This is a genomic window from Pseudomonas sp. TE3911, from assembly GCF_054062775.1.
The window spans coordinates 5283669-5307601 of record NZ_JBSSFP010000001.1 but is presented as its reverse complement, the minus strand read 5'-3'; the positions used below and the strand labels follow the sequence as shown (position 1 = coordinate 5307601).

The following is a 23933-nucleotide window of genomic DNA, read 5'->3' as shown; positions in this document are numbered from 1 at the left end:
ACGAGTGCTTGGCATGCAACTACCGGACATGAACCTGCTGGTCGCCCTCGACGCCTTGCTCGACGAGGGCAGTGTGGTCGGCGCCGCCCGGCGGATGAACCTCAGTCCAGCAGCCATGAGCCGTACCCTCACGCGTATCCGCGAAGCGGTGGGCGACCCGATTCTAGTGCGGGCCGGTCGGGGCCTGGTGCCAACGCCCAAGGCCCTGCAACTGCAAGGTCAGGTGCGCAACGTGGTGGAACAGGCGGCGCTGCTGTTTCGGTCGGCGGATCAAGTGGACCTGACCACCCTGCGCCGCCGCTTCAGCGTGCGCGCTAATGACTTTTTTATTGGCGTGTATGGCGGTCGTCTCTTCGACACCATGGAGCGTATGGCACCGCTGTGTGAGCTGTGTTTCGTGCCAGAAGGCGACACCGACGACGAAGCGTTGCGCGAAGGACGCTTGGATTTGCGCGTGAGCAACACCCAGCCGGCAAGCCCCGAGGTCAAGGTGCAGAACCTGTTCTCCACCACCTTCGTCGGCCTGGCGCGGCAGGATCACCCGTTATTCGACGAGGAGATCACCGCCGCACGTTTCGCCAGTTATTCCCACATCAGCATCTCGCGACGCGGCATCGCCCGGGGGCCGATCGATACCGCGCTGAATGCCCAGGGTTTGGAGCGCCGTGTGGCGATGATCGCCCCAGGGTTTCACGGTGCGATGTTCATGCTGCCTGACTCCGACTTGATCCTGCCGGTGCCCAAGGAGGCGCTCTACAGCGCTAATCGCCTGAAGCTGCCCCTGCGCGCCTTCCCGCTGCCGATCTCTTTGCCGACCCTGGTCCTGGCCCAATCCTGGCACCCTCGCTTCGATAAAGACCCCGCTCACAAATGGCTGCGCGAAACCATGCGCGAGAGCTGCCACGCCACGTGGCTGGAAGCCCAGCCGACCTGAACATCAAGCGTACACAGGGCAAATGTGAGAGGGCGCTTGCCCCCGATCGCGGTGGATCAGATAGAGAGTCTGTGCCGGCCACACGGCAATCGGGGGGCAAGCCCCCTCCCACGAGAGATCTGTGGTGGATTCAGGATTGCGTCTGACGCACTTATACCCTGCCAACATGTAACTTTTTGTCATGTGTGTGCCTGATTAAACTGCTCGGGTATTTTTAATCCCGAGTTATCCGTTCATGACTTCCCTCGCTGCCCCCACCCTCGCGGCCGCAGCCAAACCCACCGCCATCACCCCACCCGTATTCGGCCCGCGCATCATCATCGGCCTGGTCGGCGTGTTGTTGGCGGTGCTGGTGTCCGGTCTCAACGAGATGGTCACCAAGGTGGCCCTCGCCGATATCCGTGGTGCGCTTTACATCGGTTTTGACGAAGGCACTTGGCTTGTCGCGGCCTACACCGCCACCTCGGTCGCGGCCATGGCCTTTGCCCCCTGGTGCTCGGTGACGTTCTCCCTGCGCCGCTTCACTCTGTGCGCCATAGCCCTGTTCACCGTACTCGGGATCCTGTGCCCCTTCGCGCCGAACTACGAAAGCCTGTTGCTGCTGCGCACCGTGCAAGGTTTGGCCGGTGGCGCATTGCCGCCAATGCTAATGACCGTGGCGCTGCGCTTCCTGCCGGCCAACGTCAAGCTGTATGGCCTGGCCGGCTACGCGCTCACCGCTACCTTCGGCCCGAGCCTTGGCACACCACTGGCGGCGCTGTGGACCGAATACGTCGGCTGGCAGTGGGCGTTCTGGCAGATCGTCGCGCCGTGCCTGCTGGCGATGGCCGCCGTGGCCTATGGCTTGCCCCAAGACCCGCTGCGCTTGGAGCGCTTCAAGCAGTTCAATTGGCGCGGCCTGCTGCTGGGCTTCCCGGCGATCTGCATGCTGGTGATCGGCATCCTGCAAGGCAATCGGCTGGACTGGTTCGAGTCGGGCCTGATCACCTTTTTGCTGAGTGGCGGCTCGCTGCTGCTGGTGCTGTTTATGCTCAATGAATGGTCGCACCCGATGCCGTTTTTCAAGTTGCAGATGCTCGGCCTGCGTAACCTCTCGTTTGCTTTGATCGTGCTGGCGGGCGTGCTGATGGTGCTGACCTCAGTGATCATCATCCCGTCGAGTTTCCTCGCCCAAGTCCAAGGCTATCGACCGCTGCAAACCGCGCCAGTGATGCTGCTGATGGCGTTGCCGCAGTTGATCGCGCTGCCGCTGGTGGCCGCGTTGTGTAACCTGCGCTGGGTCGATTGCCGCTGGGTGCTGGGGATCGGCTTGAGCATGTTGGTGCTGTGCTGCATCGGCAGCGCGCACCTCACTTCGGCGTGGATCCGCGACGATTTTTACGGCCTGTACGTGCTGCAAATCTTTGGGCAGCCCATGGCTGTGTTACCGCTGTTGATGCTGTCCACCGGCAGCATTCAGCCACAGGACGGCCCGTTCGCTTCGGCCTGGTTCAACACCGTCAAAGGCCTGGCCGCCGTGGTCGCCACCGGCGTGCTGGACGCGCTGACCACCCAGCGCCTGCACTTTCACTCGACCATGTTGGTGGATCGCCTGGGCAATTCGCCCCTGGCCGACGGCGACGCGCCGGGCCTCGCCCATCGGCTGCACGAGCAGGCGGTGGTGCTCACTTCTTCGGATCTTTATTACGTCATGGGCGGTGTCGCCGTGGCGTTGATCCTGCTGATTTTCTGGATGCCCACGCGGATCTTCCCGCCTCGCGCACCGACCTAGCCACAAGGACTTTCCATGAAACGCAAAGACAAAATTGCCGTCTCCGTCATCACCGTATTTGCCGTCGGTGTGCTGTTCTATCTGGTCGCGCCAGGCTTGCTGGGCAGCAAGCATCAGAGCACTAACGACGCGTTTGTTGCGGCAGACTTCACCCTGGTTGCCCCGCGCGTGGCGGGTTTTATCAAGGAAGTGCTGGTGGAGGACAACCAGCGAGTTAAGGCCGGACAGTTACTGGCGCTGATCGACGACCGTGATTTTCGCGCCGCCGCCCAGGCCGCTGATGCGGACACATTGGTTGCCCAGGCCCAGCTGAAAAACGCCACCGCGACCCTGGAACGCCAAAGCTCGGTGATCGCCCAAGCCCAAGCCACCGTCGCGGCGGATCGCGCCGAAATGGCCTTCGCCGAGCACGAACTGAACCGCTACAACCACCTCGCCGGTGTGGGCGCCGGTACTGTGCAAAACGCCCAGCAAGCCAAGACTCGCATCGACCAGGCCACCGCACGCCTGGCCAATGCTACGGCGGTGCTGGCGGCCGAACGTAAGCAGGTGGAGATTCTCACCGCCCAGCGCGATGCGGCTGAAGGCGGGCTCAAGCGCGCCCAGGCAGCGTTGGAGATGGCCAGCTATCAGCTGTCCTACACGCGCATCGTTGCTCCGGTGGATGGCATGGTCGGCGAGCGCGCCGTGCGGGTCGGCGCCTATGTGACGCCGGGCAGCAAGATCCTCGCCGTGGTGCCGTTGGCGCAGGCGTACGTGGTGGCTAACTTTCAAGAGACCCAACTCTCTCACATGCGAGCCGGCCAAGCCGTTCAGGTGCGTGTCGACAGCCTCGACGGCGAGTTGCTCAACGGCCATCTGGAGAGCCTCGCACCCGCGACTGGGGTGACCTTCGCCGCGGTCAAACCGGACAACGCCACGGGTAACTTCACCAAGGTGGTGCAGCGCATTCCGGTCAAAATTGTGCTGGAGCCCAACCAGCCGCTGACCGAGCGCCTGCGCGTCGGTATGTCGGTGGAGGCCAGCGTCGACACTCAGCCGGTCGCACGTCAGCGTGAGGTTGCCCAGCAATGAAACGAGTTGCCTGGCTCACCCTCAGTTTGATCAGCCTGAGTGCATGCACCGTCGGCCCGGATTTTCAGCGCCCGCAGAACGCTCAAGTGACGCAATGGAGCGCACCCCAAGGCCGCCAAGCCGACAGCCGCGCCGTCAGCGACCCGCTCCAGGAGCGTTGGTGGGACGTGTTCCACGATGCACAACTCTCGGCCCTGACGCGCCGCGCCCTCACCGATAACCTCGACTTGAAACTGGCCAGCAGCCGTCTGGAACAAAGCCGCGCCGCGCGCCAGGTGACCACTGCCGAGCGTTACCCCAAGGTTGATGCCACGGGGGCTTACCAGCGCAAACGCAACAGTGGCAAAGGCTTGAACGACCCGTCCGGCGAGAATGGCCGCGCGGCGTTCAGCCAATGGGATTCGGGTTTCTCCGCCTCCTGGGAGCTGGATTTCTGGGGCCGGGTCAAACGCGAAACTGAAGCCGCCGATGCCACCTTGCAAGTCGCCGAAAACGACCGTCGTGCCGTGCTGCTGTCGGTGCTGGCCGAGACCGCCCAGGACTACATCCAACTGCGCGGCGTGCAAAATACCCGCGCGGTGACCGAGCAAAACCTCGACGTCGCACGCCATAGCCTCAAGCTCTCGCAACTGCGGCTGGCTGATGGCGTCGCCACCGACCTGGACGTGGCCGAAGCCGCCGCCCAAGTCGCCGCCATCGAAGCGCGCCTGCCGGATTTGCAGCAACGCCAGGACCAGATGATCAACGCCCTGAGCCTGCTGATGGGCGAGCCACCCCAAGCCCTGCACGCGCAGTTGTCCAAGGACGCCGCGGTACCGCAAACCCAGCGCCAAGTTGCTATCGGCCTACCGTCGGAGCTTGCCGAACGCCGTCCGGATATCCGCCAGGCTGAAGCTCGCTTGCATGCCGCCACCGCCAACATCGGCGTGGCCAAGGGCGATTTCTATCCGCGTATCACCCTGTCCGGCAGCCTCGGTTCACAGGCCATGCAACTGTCGGATTTCGGCTCCTGGGGCTCACGCGCCTTTGCCTTCGGTCCACAGTTCAGCCTGCCGCTGTTCAATGGCGGGCGCCTGCAAGGCATGGTGAATCTGCGCGAAGCCCAGCAACAGGAAGCGGCGCTGGCCTATCAGCAAACCGTGCTGCGCGCCTGGCATGAAATCGACGACCAACTGACCCGCTACAACGCCAGCCAACTGCGCCGCGACAGCCTGGCCGAAGCCGTGCGTCAGAACCAGATCGCCCTGACCACCGCGCAACATCAGTACGTGGAAGGTGTGGCAGATTTCGTCAATGTCCTCACCGTGCAAAGCGCGTTGCTGGCGACGCAAGAGCAGTGGGTGGAAAGCTCGACCGGCGTGTCGTTGGCGATGGTGGGGTTGTACAAGGCGTTGGGGGGCGGATGGGAGTCGGTGTATCCGCTGCAAGCTGTTAGCCGATGAACTCACGAAGTCGAGAGTAGGAAGGCTCTCTATTTTGGCACGGGCCAAAAAATCGGGAACGCGAGCAGTACTGTGGCGGGCTATTCCTTAAAGAGCCCTCGCTATGTCCATTGCTGAAAACCCTTACGCACCGCCGCAAGCCGATCTCACCCTCGCAGCGGCCCGGCCCGCTGCCTTTTTTGTGGTGGCCCACCGCAAGCTGCTGGTGATGATGCTGTTGTCCTATGGCCTTTATGGCTTTTACTGGTTGTATAAGCACTGGGATACCTATCGCAGCGCTACTGGTGCCAGAGTGCTGCCTGTGGTTCGGGCATTTTTTTCAATTTTTTTTGCTTATTCGCTCGTCCTGAAAATCAAGCGGGCGCTCGATTTGAAAGATGCGTCCTATCGATGGTGGCCTCGTTGCTTCGCCCTGGGCTGGATAGGCTGCGCCTTTTTACCCTATACCTACATCTGGTTTGTATCGCCTTTGACGGTAGTAAAAGTGGGTGTCTGCTTCACCATTGTTCAGGTTGCCCTGATGGTGCAGATTCAGCTTGCGGTGAACCACCTCGAGGATGATCCAAAAGGCACAGCCAACAGCCGTTTTACATGGGCCAACGGAATTTGGATCGTCATAGGCGTGAGTTTGTGGGCGCTTGGAATAGCGTCTGCGTTCCTTACCGCTTAGTAGACGTGAGCTTGCTCGCGAAGAGCCAGCAGTCGCCGCGTGCATGCAGAATGCACGCGTATTTGTTGATGTTTTTCTAGCGTTCATCAGAGGTTCTGCAAAAACACCACATACCCCCGAAACCACTCACTCCCCTTCAAATACTCCGGCTCCTCCCACGCCCCGCCCTGGATCAAACCAATCTTGAACGCCAGCCCCAACCGATTCATACGCGGTAAATACGCCGCGTAATCCGGGATGCTGTGGCGGCCTTGATACGTTTGCACCACCACCTCATCCACCACGCCCTTGAGTTGGGCGATGGCGGCCGGGTCGGCGTTGCTGCTCCAGTCCATCAGGCCGGTGATGCTCAGGCGCAGGTCGGCGGGCAGGCGGTGGCGCAGGTCGCGCAGGAAGTCGGCGTATTCGTGCAGGTATTGGGTGCGGGCGTCGAAGTCGATCTGGATACCGACCACCGGGTTGCCCGCGTCGCGCCAGCGTTGCACCTGGCCGAGCAGTTGGGTGTAGACCCGTTCCGGCCAATGCAGGGTGTGGGCGCGATAGACCACCCAGACTTCACCTTGAGTGATGCGCGGCACGCTGATGCCCTGGGCGATAAATTGCACGCCGCGTTGGGGCGCGCGGCGCGTTGAGTTGATCTGGCCCTGGAGGATGTACAGGGTTTTCGCCTGTTTGAGTACCGGCTGGGGCGTGACGCCGCTCCACAGCCAGAAGGCGTCATAGTCGCGAGCGTCGACGGCGGCGAAGGCCGGGCTTGCCAGCAACAGCAAGCCCAGCCACAGCTTTTTCACCAGTAGTACTGCAGGGATTTGCCCCACTGGGTGTCGCCAAACCCGGTCTTGAGTTGGCGGAACCAGGCTTTGCGCACAGCCGGTTCCACGTCCTGGCCGCCGCAGCTGTTATAGCCGGCCGGCGCGTAGCAGTTGATGGCGCGGAACAGCGCGTAAGCCTTGTCGTTCTTCGGCGCCTTGGCATTGGCGATGACCTGCTTGTAACCGTCGAGGCGCGAGAAGGTTTCTCCTTTGAAGTCCGACGCGGTGCTGCCCAGGCTACCGGCGGCGCGGGCCTGTTCCAGGGGCATGCCGTCCAAGTTGTTGCGCAGGATGAACTCGCCGAAGCAGTTCAGGGCTTGCGGGTTTTTCGCGTCAGCCTGCAACGCCGCTGCGGTTTGCGCGATGCTCGGGCAGGCGTAGCCGGATTCGGCTTTGTCACCGCTCCACTGGAACAACTTCAGGGTCTGGTTGCCGCTGTAGACGTAACCCAGGCTGGTGCCCAATTTGTCCTCAGTGGGCGAGGCGGGCAGTTGCTTGAGATCTTCGGCGAAGGTGGCGTACTGGCCGCGCAGCAGGTCTTTATAAAGCAGGACGAATTGCGCGGTCTGGCGCTCCAGCGGATCGCTGGCCTGGGCGATCTGCTGGCGCAGTAACTCAGGCCCGGCGACGTTGCGCAGCAGAATGTAGCGCACCTGCTTGGCACTGATGGGCGAGTCGCTGGCAAACACCTTGGCTAATTGGCCGCTGCGTTCGTAGTTCATGGCCAGAGCCAGTTCCAGTTGGTCACGTTGCAATGGCAACTTGGCCTGAGCGAGCAGTTTCAGCCACAGTGCTTCGGCGCTTTTCCAGTCCTGTTTATCTTCAAGCGCCAATGCACGCAGCGTTTGTTGGCTGAAGGCGAAATAATCCAGGTTCGACGGCATGTCCTGGGGTAGGTGCTTCAAGGCGGTGTCGGGCTGATGCTCGACGTACAGCGCAAAGGCCGCCTGCAGGTAGTCGTACAGTGCTGGCGTGTTGGCAAACGTGGCTTTCTGCTGGTCGAGGGCTTCGCGGGTCAGGCGTGGCGGAGTGTTGGCGCGCATCAGCATCAGATCGGTGACGGTTTGCAGCAGCGGCTCTTTGAGGTTGGCGCTGTTGACCATCAGCAGCTTGAGGTCGGCTTCTTCCACCAGTTCGTCCACCGACACATTGCGTTGGGCGTCGGTGGCTTGGGTCAACTGCCAGGCGAAGTCTTCGGCCAGTTTGTCGTTGTCGTCCGCCAGCCAGTGCACGCGGCGCAGCAGGCCGTGGGCGGACGTCGCGTAGACACCTTGTGGATAAGTGTTCAGGTAGCCCAGAAACCCAGCTTCCGCCTGGCCCAGTGCAGACTTATCCACATGCTCAAGCTGCGGCATGCCGTACTCATCGAAGGCCTCAGCTTGGGCCTGGTTGAGTGAGTTGCGCGCGGTCATGTACAGCGCGGTCTCCTTCAGCCAAGGGATCGTCGACAGGTTAGCGGCGGCGAATCCGCGTTCGGCGTCACTGAAGCGGCCGCTGTAGAAGTCAGCGGCGGCTTGCAGGTAGGTGCGAAAGAGCAGGCCGTGGGCTGACTCGATGGGATCGGTCACCACTTGGCCATCCCAGTCGCAGGTGGTGAGCAATTGCAGGCGGGCCTTCACCAGCGTCGTGCGCTCGGTACTCGGCATGTCGGCGTTGATGACCTGGCTGATAAACGCGGTGGCGCTGTCATCGTCATTGCTGCGGCAGCGGCTGCCTTCGCCGTCGATGAAGGCTTCGCCAGCGGTCTTGTACTCTTCGCGCTTGATCCCCAGACCGGTCAACAAGGTGTCCAGCTCGGCGGTGGGCGATTGGTCGGAGTCGGGCTGCGTCTCTGCGCTTGAGGCGGGTATCAGGCGATACACCGGAAACGGCACCGGGCCAAAGCCCTGGGACAGATCATCTTCACTCAGCGCGTTGGGCGTCAGCGCCGCGTTCTTTTTGTCGGCCAGCAATAGGCGCAGGTTGGCCCGGCTGTCATTGCCAGGGCTCAGAAACGGCAGGTTGTTGCAGGGATCGAGGCTGTCACGTGACACCCGCCAGTCCGGGTAGCACGAATCGTCTGAACTGGCCTGGGCCGGCAGGGAAACACTGGCCAGCAGGGCCAATGCCAGGGGTGACAGAAAACCGATGCGCATGACGTGTCCTTGATCCTGAGTCCTTGGAGGGGGGCAATCATAGCCTGATCCGACGCGTGCTTCGTTGAAGCCCTACACAAATTGCCGATTTGTCCGATTCCAGCAGCGACTCAGGGGCTTTTGTCCTAGAGTGGCGGGAGTTTGCACATGAGCAATCAAGGCAGTGGCAGGGGAATCGGGGTGCGTCGGTCTGTGGTAGAGCAAAATGAAAAGGTCGGGGCGTTGCCCGCAATCAACCGTCTCACGTGGGAGGGGGCTGCTTGGCTGAGCCGTCTTTGGTGGGTGCCGATCCTGGCGTTGGCCATGGCCCTGCGGTTTTATCACCTCACGTCGGCGGCGATCTGGGGAGATGAAGGTTCCAGCCTCCTGCTCAGCGAGTACGCCCTTGGCGACTTGTGGTTTCACGCCGCCCATGATGTGCACCCGCCGCTGTATTTCTTCCTGCTGCGCGGCTGGATCGAGCTGTTTGGCGACAGCATCTGGTCAATTCGCGGCATGAGCGCCATTCCCGGTGTCATTGCGGTGGGGCTGGGCATCTGGCTGACGCGGCAACTGTCCACCCGTCGCGCTGCAGTGCTGGCGGGCGTGCTGCTGGCGCTACTGCCGACCGCCGTGCGCTACAGCCAGGAAGTGCGCATGTATTCACTGCTCGGTGTGTGGCTGCTGGGTGCCACGCTGGCGTTGGTCTACTGGGTGCGCCAACCTGAGCGCACGCGATACATGGCGGTGTATGTACTGCTGATGAGTGCCGGGTTTTATACCCACTACTTCACGGCGCTATGCGTGCTGGTGCATTGGGCGTACCTGGGACTGTTGAGTGCCGCCCCCGGTCAGCGTTTGATCAAGCGCCCGGCGTGGTGGGGCGCCAATGTCGTGATTGTGTTGCTGTACCTGCCCTGGTTGCCGAACTTGCTGGACCTGGTGCAACACGTCGACCAGCTCAAAGTGGGCGGTGACATTGGCTGGGAAGAACCGGTCAACCTGCTGTCCCTGCCGTCGATGATCTGGCAGTTCGTGCTGCAGGATGAAGGTGTTGGTTTCTGGCCGCCGCTGTTCTGGCTGTTTCCGTTGCTGCTTGTCGCGGTCGTCGTAGTGACCGCCTGGCGCGACCGCGAGCGCTATCGACCGGCGAGCCTGCTGGCGTTGTTCTTTCTGCTGCCGCTGCTGCTGGTCTACGCCGTGTCGTTTATTTCACCGGTGTTTATCGAGCGGTATCTCACGGTGTACGCCCTGGCTTTGCCGATCCTGCTGGCGCTGGCCATCGACCGTTTGTCGTGGCTGGGTGCGGCGGTGTTTGTACTGTTTGTGGGCGTGGAGCTGGTGGGGCTGAAGAACAACTTCGCTGTGGATGAACGCGACCAGTTCAACGTGCCCGTGGAATTCGTCAACCGTAACTACCAGGAAGACGACCGCATCGTGCTCAGCGACATGATGTGGTACCTCAGCTACGTGTATTACGACCAGACCGATGCCCAGTTGCAGCTCTACACCCCGCCAAAACCCGATGGCACGCCGACCCGCCCCAACGCCTACGGCTTCGGCACCCTGGTGGACCAGGACGGTGGTCGTATATACCTCGACCACTTGTCGGCATTGCCCGCAGGCACCCGCCGCGTTTGGCTGATCAGCAGCAACGAAGCCCCGGACGATTTCGCCCCACTGCCTGCGGGCTGGCGCGAACTCAGCCGCCAGGACGGTGGTGGCGCCAGGGCGCGGTTGTTCGTGCTGTGCAACGCGCCATCGGCGCAACCCGAGGGCTGCCGCTAGACTCGTTTCAACCGCCTTTATCAGGAGCTCATCATGGAATCGCCTGTGCATAGCTTGTCGTCATTGTTCAAACAGCTGGGCCTGCCGGATGACCCGGTGAGCATCGAAAAGTTTGTGTCCGTTCACTCGCCACTCAAGTCTGAGCTGCATCTGGCGGACGCGTTTTTCTGGACGGGCAGTCAACGGACGTTTTTGCGTGAGGAGATTCTGGAGGATGCGGATTGGGCTGAAGTGGTGGATGAGTTGAACTTGATGTTGAGGGGTGGGCGAGGGGGGCAGAAAGCTTAGGCAACACCGTCGGATGTGAAAAATCTGATGAAAGGATGAAGGATCTGTGTAGAGCGTTCTGTAATCAAACTGCTCGGTGTTGCTGAGTGGGACAAAAATAGACCAGAATAAAGCACCTAATTGAGGTCTTTATTATGCAGATTGTCTTGGCCGATATGGCCGTCAGTGTTTCCGAACTTAAAAAAAACCCCTCTGCAGTGCTGAGTGGTGCGCACGGTGGCCCGGTTGCTGTGCTCAACCATAACCGTGTGATGGGTTACATGGTCCCCGCCGAAGTATTCGAAGCGATGATGGATCGTTTAGATGACTTGGAGTTGGCTGAACTCGTTCGTCAGCGTAGCCACGAGACGCCTGAGCCGGTGAACCTGGATGACCTATAAGCTTGAATTTCTGCCTTCGGCACGTAAGGAGTGGGACAAGCTCGGACACACATTGCGAGAGCAGTTTAAAAAGAAGTTGGCCGAGCGTCTTTTGTTGCCGCGCATACAGTCTGACGCGCTGCATGGAATGCCAGATTGCTACAAGATAAAACTCAAGGCTTCAGGCTATCGCTTGGTTTATCAGGTAATCGAGGCGCGTGTAGTAGTCGCGGTCGTCGCGGTAGGTAAGCGTGAGCGTAGCGATGTTTATGAGCGCGCTAAAAAGCGGTGAGTTTTGAAACGTCGGGGGTATGTACGAAACCATGACGCCATGGTTGGGCAAGCCAGCCCATATTGCGAAGCGCAGAAATCAGCCCCTCCCCATCCGCAAAATTGTTTCAAAACTTGACGCATCCTCCTCCTTCCACCATATTGATAGTTAGCAAACTAACTGTATGCGAACTATCCAGTGCCCCAATCCCTCGAACAACTCCAGATGAACCTCAGCAGCAGCATGGTGGTGGGCGCCCGTAATTGGCGCAAAATCTGCCAGACCACGCTGGTGAGCTATGGCATCTCCGAAGCCTGCGCCGTGCCGCTGTTGATGATCGGCCGCTTGGGCGACGGTGTGCACCAGGTCAAAGTAGCTCAGGCATCCGGTATGGAGAGCCCATCCCTAGTGCGCCTGCTCGATCGCCTGTGCAGTGACGGCTACGTATGCCGCACCGAAGATGTCCACGACCGTCGCGCCAAGGCCTTGAGCCTTACCGAGCGTGGCCGTGAGCTGGTGCAAGCGGTGGAAGTCCAATTGGTGCGCCTGCGCCGTGAAGTGCTGGCGGACATCGACTCCACCGATATGGAAGCCGCGCTGCGTGTGCTGCGGGCCTTTGAGGCAGCGACGCTTTGAACGGATTCTTTACCGGTTTTCCGCCGGCCCGCGACTGGTTCTACGGCGTGCGTACTTTCGCCGCGTCGATGATCGCGCTCTATATCGCCATGCTGATGCAAATGCCGCGTCCGTACTGGGCGATGGCCACGGTGTACATCGTCTCCAGCCCGTTTGTCGGCCCTACCAGTTCCAAGGCCCTGTACCGCGCCATCGGCACCTTGATGGGCGCGGCGGCGGCGGTGTTTTTTGTGCCGATGTTCGTGCAGTCGCCGTACATTTTGGTGGTGGTGATCGCACTGTGGACGGGCACTTTGCTGTTCCTCTCGATGCACCTGCGCACCGCCAACAACTATGCCTTGATGCTCGCTGGCTACACCTTGCCGCTGATCGCCCTGCCGGTGGTGGATAACCCGTTGGCGGTATGGGATGTGGCCGAGGCGCGAACCGAAGAAATCTTCCTCGGTATTGCGGTCGCCGCCGTAGTGGGTGCGATGTTCTGGCCGCGCCGCCTGATGCCCGTGTTCGATGGCTCGGTGGCCAAGTGGTTTGCCGATGCTCAGGTCTACAGCCAACGCTTTCTGACGCGCAATGTGCAGCGTGAAGAAGTCAGCACTTTGCGCAGCGGCATGGTCGCCACCTTCAACACCCTCGAATTGATGATCGGCCAGTTGCCTCACGAAGGCGCGCGGCCGCAAACGGTGCGTAACACCAAGGAACTGCGCGGGCGCATGATCCACCTGCTGCCGGTGGTGGATGCCCTCGACGATGCGCTCTACGCCATCGAACATCGGGCGCCGGAATTTCTCGACCGCATCCAGCCGATTCTGGAAGCCACAAGCCAGTGGCTGGAAAACACTCAACAAAGTGCACCGTTGGAAAGCTGGCGCGCCCTGCGTGACCAGGTCGACGCCCTGCAACCCCAAGGCGAGGCGCTGGACGACCGCCACACCCTGCTGTTTTCCAACGCGCTTTATCGCCTGGGCGAATGGATCGACCTTTGGCAAGACTGCCGCAGCCTGCAAGCGGCCATCCAGTGTGAAAGCCAGGACAGCTGGCGCGCCGTGTATCGTCACTGGCGCCTGGGCCGGCTCACGCCATTCCTTGACCGTGGTCTGATGTTCTATTCGGCGTTTTCTACCGTCACCGCGATCATCGTCGCCTCGGTGCTGTGGATTCTGCTGGGCTGGACCGACGGCGGCAGCGCGGTGATTCTGGCCGCCGTGGCGTGCAGCTTCTTCGCCTCGATGGACGATCCGGCGCCACAGATCTATCGGTTCTTTTTCTGGACCGCCATGTCGGTGCTGTTCGCCAGCCTGTATCTGTTTCTGGTGCTGCCCAACCTGCACGATTTCCCGATGCTGGTGCTGGCGTTTGCGGTGCCGTTCATCTGCATCGGTACCCTTACTGTGCAGCCGCGCTTCTACCTGGGCATGTTGCTGACGTTGGTGAACACCTCGTCGTTCATCAGCATCCAGGGTGCCTACGACGCGGACTTTCTCAACTTCGCCAACGTCAACCTGGCCGGGCCCGTGGGCCTGCTGTTTGCGTTTGTGTGGACATTGGTTGCGCGGCCTTTCGGCGCCGAATTCGCCGCCAAGCGCCTGACCCGTTTCAGCTGGCGTGACATCGTCGGACTCACCGAGCCCGCAACCCTGGCCGAACACCGACACCTCGCCGTGCAGATGCTCGATCGCCTCATGCAGCACCTGCCGCGCCTGGCACTCACCGGCCAGGACACCGGCATCGCCCTGCGCGATTTGCGCGTGGCGCTGAACCTGCTCGACCTGCTGGCGTACTCGCCGCGCATCCTTGGAGTGCCACGGGTGTTGCTCAACCAGGTCGTCGAAGGGGTGGGCGCTTACTTCAAGGCCTGCCTCAAGGCGGGTGAACGCTTGCCCGCGCCCAGCGGTCTGCTGATGACCCTCGACCGCACGCGCCGCGCCCTCAACGGCCAGGGTCTGCAAGACGAGGACGATACTCGCCTGCACCTGTTGCACGCCCTGGCCGGCCTGCGACTGGCGTTGTTGCCTGGCGTCGAATTTATTGGCGGCACCGAGATGGAGGCGCCGCTGCCTGATGGAGCGCCTTTATGATCGGTGATCTGGATATCAGCGGGGTGTTCCTGCCCACGCTGCTGGTGCTGATGGGCATTACGTACGTGTTGTTTCTGGTGGTGCACGGGCTGTTGACGCGCATGCACTTCTATCGCCTGGTCTGGCACCGGGCATTGTTCAATGTGGGGCTCTACGCGCTGTTGCTGGGCGCGGTGGACTCACTCAGTCGATACCTGATGACATGAAAAAACCTTTTTTGACCATCGGCCGTGTAGTCCTGACGCTGCTGATCGTGAGCTTCGCGGTCGTCGTTGTGTGGCGCATGGTCATGTACTACATGTTTGCGCCCTGGACCCGCGACGGGCACATCCGTGCCGACATCGTGCAGATCGCCCCGGACGTGTCCGGGCTGATCCAGCGCGTGGACGTGCGCGACAACCAGTTGGTGACCAAGGGCCAAGTGCTGTTTGCCGTCGACCAGGACCGCTTCAAGCTGGCCCTGCGCCAAGCCCAGGCCGCCGTGGCCGACCGCCAGGAAACCCTGGCCCAGGCCCAGCGCGAGTACAAGCGTAACCGTGGCCTCGGCAACCTGGTGCCCAGCGAGCAACTGGAAGAAAGCCAGTCCCGCGTGGCCCGTGCCCAGTCGGCCCTGGCTGAAGCGCAAGTGACGGTGGATTCGGCCCAACTGAACCTGGATCGCTCAGTGATCCGTAGTCCGGTGGACGGCTACGTCAACGACCGGGCGCCGCGTAACCAGGAATTCGTCACCGCCGGCCGGCCGGTCCTGTCAGTGGTGGACAGCAATTCCTTCCATATCGACGGCTATTTCGAAGAGACCAAACTCGACGGCATCCACGTCGGCATGGCGGTGGATATCCGCGTGATCGGTGATAACGCTCGCTTGCGCGGCCACGTGCAGAGCATCGTCGCCGGTATCGAAGATCGCGACCGCAGCAGCGGCTCCAACCTGTTGCCCAACGTCAACCCGGCGTTTAGCTGGGTGCGCCTGGCCCAGCGCATTCCGGTACGCATCGCCTTTGACGACGTGCCGGCGGACTTCCGCATGATCGCCGGGCGTACGGCCACGGTGTCGATCATTGGCGACAAGCCCAATGACGGAGCCACGCCATGAAGCAACTGTTGGCAACCGCCGCGTTGGGTTTGCTGCTGTCGGCCTGCCAAGTGGTAGGTCCGGACTACCAGTTGCCGGACAAGGCCGCGGTCAACCGTGGCGACCTGCAAGGGCAACTCGCGGGCGAGGGCGCCAACGTGGTGTCAGCACCGGTGCCGACCGACTGGTGGAAACTCTACAAAGACCCGCGCCTGGATGAGCTGGTGCGCCAGGCCATGGCGTCCAACACCGACTTGCGCGTGGCCGCTGCCAATTTGCAGCGCGCGCGGTTCCAGACCCAGCAGGCTGAATCCGCCGGCGGCTGGAGCCTCGGCGCCAAGGCAGAGGCGCAGCGCCTGCAGGAGTCCGGCGAAGCATTTTTGCTGGCCGACAAAGTGCCGGTGGGTAACATCGGCAGCGTCGGCATTACCACCTCGTATCAATTCGATCTGTTCGGCACCTTGCAACGGGGCATCGAAAGCGCCCAGGCCAGCGCCGATGCCGCTCAGGCCGCTGCCGATATCGCGCGCATCACCCTAGTGGCCGATGTGGTGCGTTCCTACACCCAGGTGTGTGCGGCCAACGAAGAGCTGGCGATTGCCAACGAGTCCCTGGACTTGCAAGCCCAGAGCACCAAGCTGACCCAACGCCTGCGTGACGCCGGCCGTGGCGATGAAACCCAGGTCACCCGCTCGCAAACCCAGTACAAATCCCTTCGCGCCGACATGCCGCGCTACGAAGCTGCGCGCCAGGCCGGGCTGTTCCGCCTGTCGATGCTGCTGGCCAAGCCGTTGGACCAACTGCCGGCGGGCACCGGCAACTGCGCCGAGCTGCCGCACATTGCCCAGTTGTTGCCTGTGGGTGACGGCGCGGCGCTGCTCAAGCGGCGTCCCGATGTGCGCCAGGCCGAACGCCAATTGGCCGCTGCTACCGCACGTATCGGCGTGGCCACCGGCGCCCTGTACCCAGACATCGCCATCGGCGCCACCGTGGGCACCGTCGGTTTGCTCGACAACCTCGGCACGCCTGCGACCAACCGCTGGGGTTTTGGCCCGATGATCAGCTGGACCGTGCCGACCAACGGCGCCCGGGCCCGCGTCCACGAAGCCGAAGCTGCCACCCAGGGCGCCCTGGCGCATTTCGATGGGGTGGTGCTCAACGCCATTCGCGAAACCCAGACCGGTCTGGCGCAATACACCGCGCAACTGCAACGCCGTGATGCGTTGGCCGAAGCCGGCGAGTCGGCCAAGGAAGCGGCGGGGCAGACCCATCGCTTCTTCCAGGCCGGCCGCGCGTCGTTCCTGGCCGACCTGCAAGCCACCCGCACTTACACCGATGTGCGTGCGCAATTGGCGGCGGCGAATACCCAGGTCGCCATGAGCCAGATCGATCTGTTCCTGGCCCTGGGCGGCGGTTGGGAAAGCGGACGAACGCAAGCGTCACAGCCCGGCAAACCCTGAGCGGGTAGCTATGCTTTGTCAGGTGGGCCGCCGTGATGGCCTACCTGACACTGCTCGCGTTTGCTCATGGGGATTCCAATAATGAAAAACCCTTATGCTCCCGCTTTCTGGTGCGTGCTCCTCGCACTGGTGCTGTTATCGGCCGCGTATTTCTACGGCGTCATGCTCGCCCACCAGCTCGACAAGGCCATGGTCTTTCTCGACAGCGCCTGCCTGGTGATCGGCACCTTGTCCATCGGCGTGGTGGCCTGGGCCTCTTACCAAAATCAACGGATCAAGAAAAAACTTCTCGAACAAGGCAAGACCCGCGTGGCGATCTGGGACACCAAGGTCGCGCTCCGGCGTGTGGAAACCGTGTTCGATCGTTATTTCTGGGGCAGCTACTGGCAGCCGGGTCGCACCTTTCAGGAGGTCATGGGAGACCTCACCGGCACCCCCCTGGAAAAAAGCCTCGAAGTTCTGAAAAAACAGTGCGTGGCCCTCGATCAGCAGGTCGCCGATGGTAGGCATTGGCTTAACAATGCGCGTGAATTGTCTGACGTCGCGACGCAGATGGCCCGCGAACGCTACCAACTGGATTTCTGCGACCCCAAGGCCGATACCCCCGGCAACGCGGTGATACACCGCGAATTTGAGGTGTTGGTGTACACCTGGACCGCGCGGCTGAAGAGTTTCGATCACCAACTCGACGAGATCGAACTGGAATACTCGTGAACCAACTGCTCGCCTGAACCTCTGAGAAATCTGGGCCCTTCGCGGCCGCCAGTGCTAATCTTCCCCCGTTTTCGGCGGGCTTGAGCCAACCCCATCGGGGTTCAAGGAAGACAGCCCACTTCTCACAGGATTTGATCAGGTCACTTCATGAATAAGCCAGCAGTCGTTCTTTTGGGTTTTGTTGTCGCCGTAGGCGTCGTCAGTGCAGGCGGCGCCTGGTACACCGGTAAACAACTGGAGCCGGTGCTGCAAACCGCGATCCAGAACGCCAACAAGGAACTGCAGACCTCCATGGCCGGCGTCGATGGCACTGTGGCCCTGGAGCTGGTCTCCCTGGACCGTGGCGTGTTCAGCAGCACCGCCCATTACCGCTTGAAAGGCCAGGGTTCGGTCTTCGGCGAAGAAAACCCTAACCCGGAACTGCTGTTCGTCGACCATATCGAACACGGCCCGCTGCCGTTCTCGCGCCTGGTGACACTCAAGTGGCTGCCGGTCATGGCCACCAGTCACTACGAGCTGGAAAAGAACGCCACCACCGAGAAGTGGTTCGCCGCCGCCAAAGACGTATCGCCACTCAAAGGCGTAGCCAACATTGGTTACACCCGTTCGGTCAACGGCAATATCGAATTGCTGCCCCTGGAGTTCAAAGACGATACGTCTTCGGTGAGCTTCTCCGGCGCGAACATGAATTTCGACAGCACTGCCGAAGGCCAGAAGGTCAAGGCCGACGGCTTCATGAACAGCGTCAAGGTCGCCGCGGTAGACGCCAAGGGCGAGCACTTCGAAGCTGAGCTGTCTGGGCTGACCATCGCCAGCAACCTGGAAAAATCCACCTTCGGCTTCTACACCGGGCAAAACACCGTTGAGCTGACCGACAGCAAGTTCACCTTCGGCCCGCAGAAAGCCGTGCTGACCGTCAAAGGCTTCGAGCAGAAAGACTCCAGCGAAACCAAGGACAACAACCTGGCCGGCCGTGTCGACTACAAGATCGACGAGATCGGCTACCAGGGTAAACCTGTAGGTTCGGCGGCCTTGGCCGTGAGCATGAAGAATGTCGACATCCCGGCCATGCTGGTGCTGACCAAGCTGTACCAGGACAAGATGCAACCGGTGCAAGCCGCCGCCGCAGCCAACCAGCCGGCCCCCGAGCTGCAACTGACTGAAGCCGAGCAAGCCCTGGCTGAAGCCAACGTCAATCAGGTCCTGGCTGCCAAGCCGCAAGTGGCTGTGGAAAACCTGTCGCTGAAAACCACCCACGGTGAAAGCAAGTTCAGCCTGCTGGTAGACCTGGCTAAACCGGTGTCCATGGAGCTGCCGCCAGTTGAGCTGGGCAAGCAGATGATTGCGCTGCTGGATGCCAATCTGACCCTTTCCAAGCCGATGATCGCTGACGTTTCCGCACTGCAAGCCCAACTCGGTGGCGTGACCGACCCGAAAGCCATCGAGCAGCAATCCCAGATGGCCGCCGAGATGGTCAGCGGCATGGCGGTTGGCACGCAGTTGGCAACGTTGGTCGGTAGCGACGTGGTCTCCAAGCTGCACTACGCCAACAATGAAGTGACGTTCAACGGCCAGAAGATGACCGTCGAGCAGTTCATTGGTTTTGTAATGGCCAAAGTCGGTGCGGTCAGCGGCGCACAGTAACGCCTCAACACCCAGCCTCTTCGTGAGGCTGCTTGAAATGCAGTCAAAATGTGGGAGCGGGCTTGCCCGCGAATGCAGTGGATCAGTCACTACTGCGTATTCGCGAGCAAGCCCGCTCCCACATTTGTTTTGTGCAGGCCCGACTCAGCGGCTACCCATCAATTCTGAACAATTGTTCTGAATTGGTCTTCTTCCTACGTTCCTAAGAGATAGTTCACACAGGAAAGCTAGGCCGGGTCATTAGACGCCGGCACCCTGTAGCATGTCGCTCAGGATCACCTATCGTTACAGCTTTCCGTGTGTAAGGAAGCTCACGATATGTTGCGAAACCTACCACTCAGTGCATCAGGCCGGTTGCGACTGCTCATCGGGGCAGCTTTATGCAGCCAGCTGTTGATGCCTACTTTCGCCATGGCCGATCCGGCCTATGACGCGCTGATTATCCAGGCGCGCAACGGCAACTTCACACCCGCCCTTACGCAATTGCGTCAGCTGTCTGCCGAGCGCCAGACGCCAGGCCAGGTCAGCGATCATGTGGTGATCGCCGGTTGGGCCGGGCAGGACGCCGAAGTGCTGAAGGTGTACGAAGCTGAGGGTAAACATCGCAACCTCAGTACCCAAGCGCTCGCCACCGTGGCGCGCACCTATCGCAATCAAAAGCAGTGGCCCCAGGCTGAGGCGACCTATCGCCAGGCGCTGCTGCGTGAACCAAATAACGTCGACCTGCAACTGGGCCTGGCCCTGACCCAGGCTGACGGCGGCAAAGCCAATGAAGCCGTGCAACGCACCCGCGCGCTGGTGGCCGCCAAGCCAGACGACCCCAACCGGCGCATGGCCCTGGGGTATGCGCTGACCCGCGCCGGCTTGAACTACGACGCGCTGTTTGAATTCGATCAGGCGTTTATCCGTGCTGGCGACAAGCCTGAAGTCGCCCGCGAATACATCGTCGCCCTGCAAAAGGCTCGCTTGCCGGAAGCCGCTTTGCGCCTGTCGGCCCAGCGTCCGGGCCTGCTGGACCCGGTGACCCAGCGCCGCCTCGAAGGTGACCTCGCCGCCGAACGGGTGCGCATGGCCGAGTTCGCCACGCGCAGCGAAAAAGAACGCTATGTGATTGCCGACCGCGCCCTGGCGGACTACGACAAACTGCTCGCTCGCTGGACCCCGGACGCCACCGCCCATGACGATGTGGTGCGCTGGCGCATCGACCGCCTGGGTGCACTCAAGGCGCGTGCACGTACCGCCGAGGTGATCCGCGAGTACGAAATCCTTAAGGCCGAAGGCGTGCAATTGCCGACCTACGCCGTGCGTTGGGTGGCCGCGTCCTACCTCGACCAGCGCCAGCCGGAAAAAGCCGAGCCGCTGTATCGCCAGGCGCTGAGCGCCACCGACGCGGAGCCCGATGATCGGGTCGAAGACACCACCGCGCTGTTCTACGCGTTGCAGGAAAGCGACAAAGGCGAGGATGCCAACGAGGTCGCCAAAGGACTCGCCAACAGCCAGAACCCTCGGGTCGAACTCAAGGGCTTGCCCATCGGCAACCCCAACGACGCGTGGATGGACGCCCAGCAACTGTCGGCCCAGGCCGGCGTATACGGTGGCGACCTGCCGGGCAGCGAAGCCGGTTTGGAAGCGTTGGTAGCAAAAGCACCGGGCAACGTCGGCCTGCGTCTGGCCCAGGCTGACATGTACCGCGCCCGCGATCTGCCCCGGCGCGCCGAAGGCATTCTCAAGGAAACCGAAGCCCAGGCCCCGCGCGACATCGGCCTGGAAGTGAGCCAGGCCTACACCGCCATGGACCTGCAGGAGTGGCGCCAGCTCGACGTGCTCACCGACGACGTGGTTGCGCGCAACCCGGATAACCGTCAGGTGCAGCGCCTCAGCCGCCTGCGCGATGTGCATGACATGGCCGAGCTGCGCGTCGAGGCCTACACGGGTAAAAGCTTCGGCGGCGGTAACGACAGCGAAGCGGGTGCGGTGTCGGGGAGCCGTGACTGGGGCATCGAAAGCCGTCTCTACACGCCGCCTATCGACGAAGACTGGCGCCTGTTTGCCGGTGCCGGCTATGCCCGCGCAGATTTCGAAGAGGGTACCGGCCAGCATCGTTGGCAGGTTGTCGGCGTGGAGCGGCGCACCCGTGACATGACCATCGAAGCCGAGGTCTCCAACCATTCCTACGGCGATGGCTCCAAACAAGGCGCCGCGATCTCGATTGCGCGCGACATCAACGACAACTGGCAATACGGCGGCAGCCTCGGCTACCTGCTGAGCACCACGCCGTTGCGCGCGCTGAATGATGGCATCACCGCCAACGGCGGCAGCGGTTTTATTCGCTGGCGCGCCAACGAAAGCCGCGAGTGGAAACTGACCCTCAGCCCGTCCCACTTCAGCGACGGCAACGACCGCTTCGAAGCCTTGCTCAGCGGCCGCGAAGGCCTCTACAGCTCGCCGCGAGTGCAAGTGGACCTGGGCCTGGAAGTCGGTGCCAGCCGCAACAGCAAGGAAGACACGGTGTACTTCAATCCGAAGTCGGATTTGACCGTGCTGCCCGTCATCAACATCAACCATGTGCTCTATCACCGCTACGAGACCCAGTGGAGTCAGCAGTTCCAGGTCGGTGCGGGTACCTATAGCCAGCGCGATTACTCCACCGGCGGCATGGCGTTGATCGGCTACGGCCAACGCTATCGCTGGAACGATGTACTCGACGCTGGCGCCAACCTGAGCCTGATCAGCCGACCTTACGACGGTGATCGCGAACGCGATCTGCGCCTGCTCGTCGACCTCACTTACCGTTTCTAAAAGAGCCTGACCATGACCTTCCTCAGCCGTTGCTTGTTGGTTCTGGGCGTATTGCTGGCCAGTGCCTGCGCCCAGCAACCCGCACCTTTCACTCCACCCGCCGAGCGGCCGACACCGCTCAACGAACAGGCGTGGCCGAAAAACCACTTCCTGGGCATTGCCTACCACGATGTGTCGGATCGTGATCCTGACCAGGCCGTGGTGGCGGTGCGTACCGAGCGTTTGATCGAGCAGTTGGCTTGGTTGCGCGAGAACGGCTACCAGGCGGTCAGCGTTGACCAGATCCTGGCCGCCCGCCATGGCGGCCCGGCATTGCCGCCCAAAGCAATCATGCTCAGCTTCGACGACGGCTATTCGAGCTTCTACACCCGCGTGCTGCCTATTCTGCGCGCCTACCACTGGCCGGCGTTGCTGGCGCCGGTGGGCAGCTGGATCGACACACCGCTCAACCAGCCGGTGGATTTTGCCGGTTCACCCCGGCCGCGTGGTGAGTTCCTGACCTGGCAGCAGATTCGCGAAGTGTCCCAGTCCGGCCTGGTGGAAATCGCCGCGCACACCGATGCCAATCACAAAGGCATCCTGGCCAACCCCCAGGGCAACCTGGAGCCAGCTGCGACTTCCCTGCGTTATGACCCGGCCACCGGTCGTTATGAAAGCCAGGCCCAGTTCGATGCGCGGTTGCGTGCGGATGTCGTCGCGATCTCCAACAAGATCCAAACCGTGACCGGCAAGAAACCACGGGTCTGGGTATGGCCGTACGGCGCCGCCAAAGGCACCTCGCTGGCCATTGTTGGTGAGCAGGGCTACCAAATGGCCCTGACCTTGGAAGACGGCCTCGACAGCTCCGATGACCTGATGAACAGCCCGCGCTTTCTGGTGGCCTCCGACCCGGACGGCGAGCATTTCGCCAACAGCATCGTCGCCGTGCAAACCCCGGCACCGCTGCGGGTGTTGCATGTGGACCTGGATAACGTCTACGACCCGGACCCGGCCCAACAGGCGCGCAACCTCGACCAATTGGTGCAGCGCGTGGTGGACATGGGCGCTGGCACGGTGTTCCTACAAGCCTTCGCCGACCCCAAGGGTGACGGCCTGGTCCGCTCGCTGTACTTCCCCAACCGCCACCTGCCAGTGCGCGCCGACCTGTTCAACCGCGTCGCCTGGCAACTGCACACCCGTGCCCATGCCAGCGTGTATGCCTGGATGCCAGTGCTGAGTTTCGCCCTTGATCCCAAGCTGCCGCGTGTGACGCGCTGGGACCCGGAAACCGGCAAAGTGGGCATCGACCCGGATCAATACAAACGCCTGTCGCCGTTCGACCCGCAAGTGCGCAAAATCATTGGCGAGATCTATGAAGACCTGGCGCGCAACAGTGCCATCGACGGTGTGCTGTACCACGACGATGCGGTGTTCTCGGACTTCGAAGACGCCAGCCCCGCCGCGCTCAAGGCCTATGCCGCCAACCGCCTGCCGGGCAGCATCGAGGCCCTGCGTGCCGACCCTGCGGTGATGCAGCGCTGGACGCGCTTCAAGAGCCGCTACCTGATCGACTTCACCAAGGAGCTGACCGCCAAGGTCCGCGCTATCTCTGGGCCGCAGGTGCTGACCGCGCGCAACATCTTCGCGCAGCCGATGCTCAACCCAGAAAGCGAAGCCTGGTTCGCGCAGAACCTCGACGATTTCCTCCAGACCTACGACTGGACCGCGCCCATGGCCATGCCGCTGATGGAAGGGGAGACGCTGAAGAACTCCAACGCCTGGCTGGAGAAACTGGTGGCGACGGTCAAAGCCCGCCCCGGTGCGATGCAGCGAACGGTATTCGAACTGCAAGCCAAAGACTGGCGCACCCCAGCAGCCCCCGACCTGTCCGCCGAGCAAATGGCTGAATGGATGGGTGTACTCAAGCGCCAGGGTGTCACGAGTTTTGGCTACTACCCGGACAATTTCCTGGAAAACTCCCCGGACCTGAAGACTGTGCGTCCGGCCCTTTCCAACCAATGGAACCCTTGA

The 23933-nt window shown here is 61.8% G+C and carries 20 protein-coding genes; 18 read left to right on the top strand and 2 right to left on the bottom strand.

Annotation, left to right across the window (positions count from 1 at the left end):
• The first annotated feature begins 13 nt into the window (after positions 1-13).
• From ACVWXD_RS24000 to ACVWXD_RS23980, 5 genes are all read left to right on the top strand, one after another.
• Entirely contained in the window at positions 14-934 is a 921-nt protein-coding gene (locus tag ACVWXD_RS24000) for a LysR family transcriptional regulator (protein WP_032884818.1), read from the top strand.
• Between the two features lie 235 nt (positions 935-1169).
• Positions 1170-2705, top strand: a complete 1536-nt coding sequence (locus tag ACVWXD_RS23995) for an MFS transporter (RefSeq protein ID WP_122756781.1) — start codon at positions 1170-1172, stop codon at positions 2703-2705.
• 15 nt (positions 2706-2720) lie between these two features.
• Positions 2721-3779, top strand: a complete 1059-nt coding sequence (locus ACVWXD_RS23990) for an HlyD family secretion protein (RefSeq protein WP_095186338.1) — start codon at positions 2721-2723, stop codon at positions 3777-3779.
• Positions 3776-5221 carry an efflux transporter outer membrane subunit gene (locus ACVWXD_RS23985; protein ID WP_457371407.1) on the top strand — a complete coding sequence of 482 codons (1446 nt, stop codon included), beginning with the start codon at positions 3776-3778 and terminating at the stop codon, positions 5219-5221. The genes ACVWXD_RS23990 and ACVWXD_RS23985 overlap by 4 nt, the downstream gene beginning before the upstream one ends.
• A 103-nt stretch (positions 5222-5324) precedes the next feature.
• Complete coding sequence (locus tag ACVWXD_RS23980; RefSeq protein WP_099602101.1) at positions 5325-5891, top strand: hypothetical protein; 567 nt, start codon at positions 5325-5327, stop codon at positions 5889-5891.
• An 86-nt stretch (positions 5892-5977) separates the two neighbouring features.
• On the opposite strand, the gene ACVWXD_RS23975 is transcribed toward ACVWXD_RS23980, so the two are convergent.
• Positions 5978-6682: a DUF3142 domain-containing protein gene (locus tag ACVWXD_RS23975; RefSeq protein ID WP_095186335.1), complete on the bottom strand. Its 705-nt coding sequence runs from the start codon at positions 6680-6682 to the stop codon at positions 5978-5980.
• The gene (locus tag ACVWXD_RS23970) at positions 6679-8838 is read right to left on the bottom strand and encodes an outer membrane assembly lipoprotein YfiO (protein WP_457371406.1); all 2160 of its coding nucleotides are present in this window, start codon (positions 8836-8838) and stop codon (positions 6679-6681) included. Before ACVWXD_RS23970 ends, ACVWXD_RS23975 begins: the two co-directional genes overlap by 4 nt.
• 180 nt (positions 8839-9018) lie before the next feature.
• Here ACVWXD_RS23970 and ACVWXD_RS23965 point away from each other — a divergent pair, with 180 nt between their 5' ends.
• From ACVWXD_RS23965 to pgaB, 13 genes are all read left to right on the top strand, one after another.
• A complete protein-coding gene (locus ACVWXD_RS23965; RefSeq protein ID WP_457371601.1) occupies positions 9019-10605 on the top strand; it encodes a glycosyltransferase family 39 protein in 1587 nt (528 codons plus the stop codon).
• 33 nt (positions 10606-10638) lie between these two features.
• Positions 10639-10893 (top strand): DUF2789 domain-containing protein, encoded by a 255-nt coding sequence (locus ACVWXD_RS23960; RefSeq protein ID WP_457371405.1) that lies wholly within the window; start codon positions 10639-10641, stop codon positions 10891-10893.
• Positions 10894-11027: 134 nt separating this feature from the next.
• The gene (locus ACVWXD_RS23955) at positions 11028-11273 is read left to right on the top strand and encodes a type II toxin-antitoxin system Phd/YefM family antitoxin (protein WP_095186332.1); all 246 of its coding nucleotides are present in this window, start codon (positions 11028-11030) and stop codon (positions 11271-11273) included.
• Positions 11263-11544: a type II toxin-antitoxin system RelE family toxin gene (locus ACVWXD_RS23950; protein ID WP_099602105.1), complete on the top strand. Its 282-nt coding sequence runs from the start codon at positions 11263-11265 to the stop codon at positions 11542-11544. Before ACVWXD_RS23955 ends, ACVWXD_RS23950 begins: the two co-directional genes overlap by 11 nt.
• Before the next feature lie 204 nt (positions 11545-11748).
• Positions 11749-12159 (top strand): MarR family winged helix-turn-helix transcriptional regulator, encoded by a 411-nt coding sequence (locus ACVWXD_RS23945; RefSeq protein ID WP_032884831.1) that lies wholly within the window; start codon positions 11749-11751, stop codon positions 12157-12159.
• A complete protein-coding gene (locus tag ACVWXD_RS23940; RefSeq protein WP_032884832.1) occupies positions 12156-14234 on the top strand; it encodes an FUSC family protein in 2079 nt (692 codons plus the stop codon). Before ACVWXD_RS23945 ends, ACVWXD_RS23940 begins: the two co-directional genes overlap by 4 nt.
• On the top strand, positions 14231-14440 hold the full coding sequence (locus ACVWXD_RS23935; protein WP_003187469.1) for a DUF1656 domain-containing protein: 210 nt from the start codon (positions 14231-14233) through the stop codon (positions 14438-14440). Before ACVWXD_RS23940 ends, ACVWXD_RS23935 begins: the two co-directional genes overlap by 4 nt.
• Complete coding sequence (locus ACVWXD_RS23930) at positions 14437-15327, top strand: efflux RND transporter periplasmic adaptor subunit (protein ID WP_095186330.1); 891 nt, start codon at positions 14437-14439, stop codon at positions 15325-15327. Before ACVWXD_RS23935 ends, ACVWXD_RS23930 begins: the two co-directional genes overlap by 4 nt.
• Positions 15324-16766, top strand: coding sequence for an efflux transporter outer membrane subunit (locus tag ACVWXD_RS23925; protein WP_122753755.1), 1443 nt, complete (start codon positions 15324-15326; stop codon positions 16764-16766). The genes ACVWXD_RS23930 and ACVWXD_RS23925 overlap by 4 nt, the downstream gene beginning before the upstream one ends.
• 81 nt (positions 16767-16847) lie before the next feature.
• Positions 16848-17480: a hypothetical protein gene (locus tag ACVWXD_RS23920; protein WP_032884836.1), complete on the top strand. Its 633-nt coding sequence runs from the start codon at positions 16848-16850 to the stop codon at positions 17478-17480.
• A gap of 147 nt (positions 17481-17627) precedes the next feature.
• Positions 17628-19124: a YdgA family protein gene (locus ACVWXD_RS23915; protein ID WP_032884838.1), complete on the top strand. Its 1497-nt coding sequence runs from the start codon at positions 17628-17630 to the stop codon at positions 19122-19124.
• A 318-nt stretch (positions 19125-19442) separates the two neighbouring features.
• On the top strand, positions 19443-21923 hold the full coding sequence (gene pgaA / locus ACVWXD_RS23910; protein ID WP_181644120.1) for a poly-beta-1,6 N-acetyl-D-glucosamine export porin PgaA: 2481 nt from the start codon (positions 19443-19445) through the stop codon (positions 21921-21923).
• A 12-nt stretch (positions 21924-21935) separates the two neighbouring features.
• Positions 21936-23933: a poly-beta-1,6-N-acetyl-D-glucosamine N-deacetylase PgaB gene (gene pgaB / locus ACVWXD_RS23905; RefSeq protein ID WP_457371404.1), complete on the top strand. Its 1998-nt coding sequence runs from the start codon at positions 21936-21938 to the stop codon at positions 23931-23933.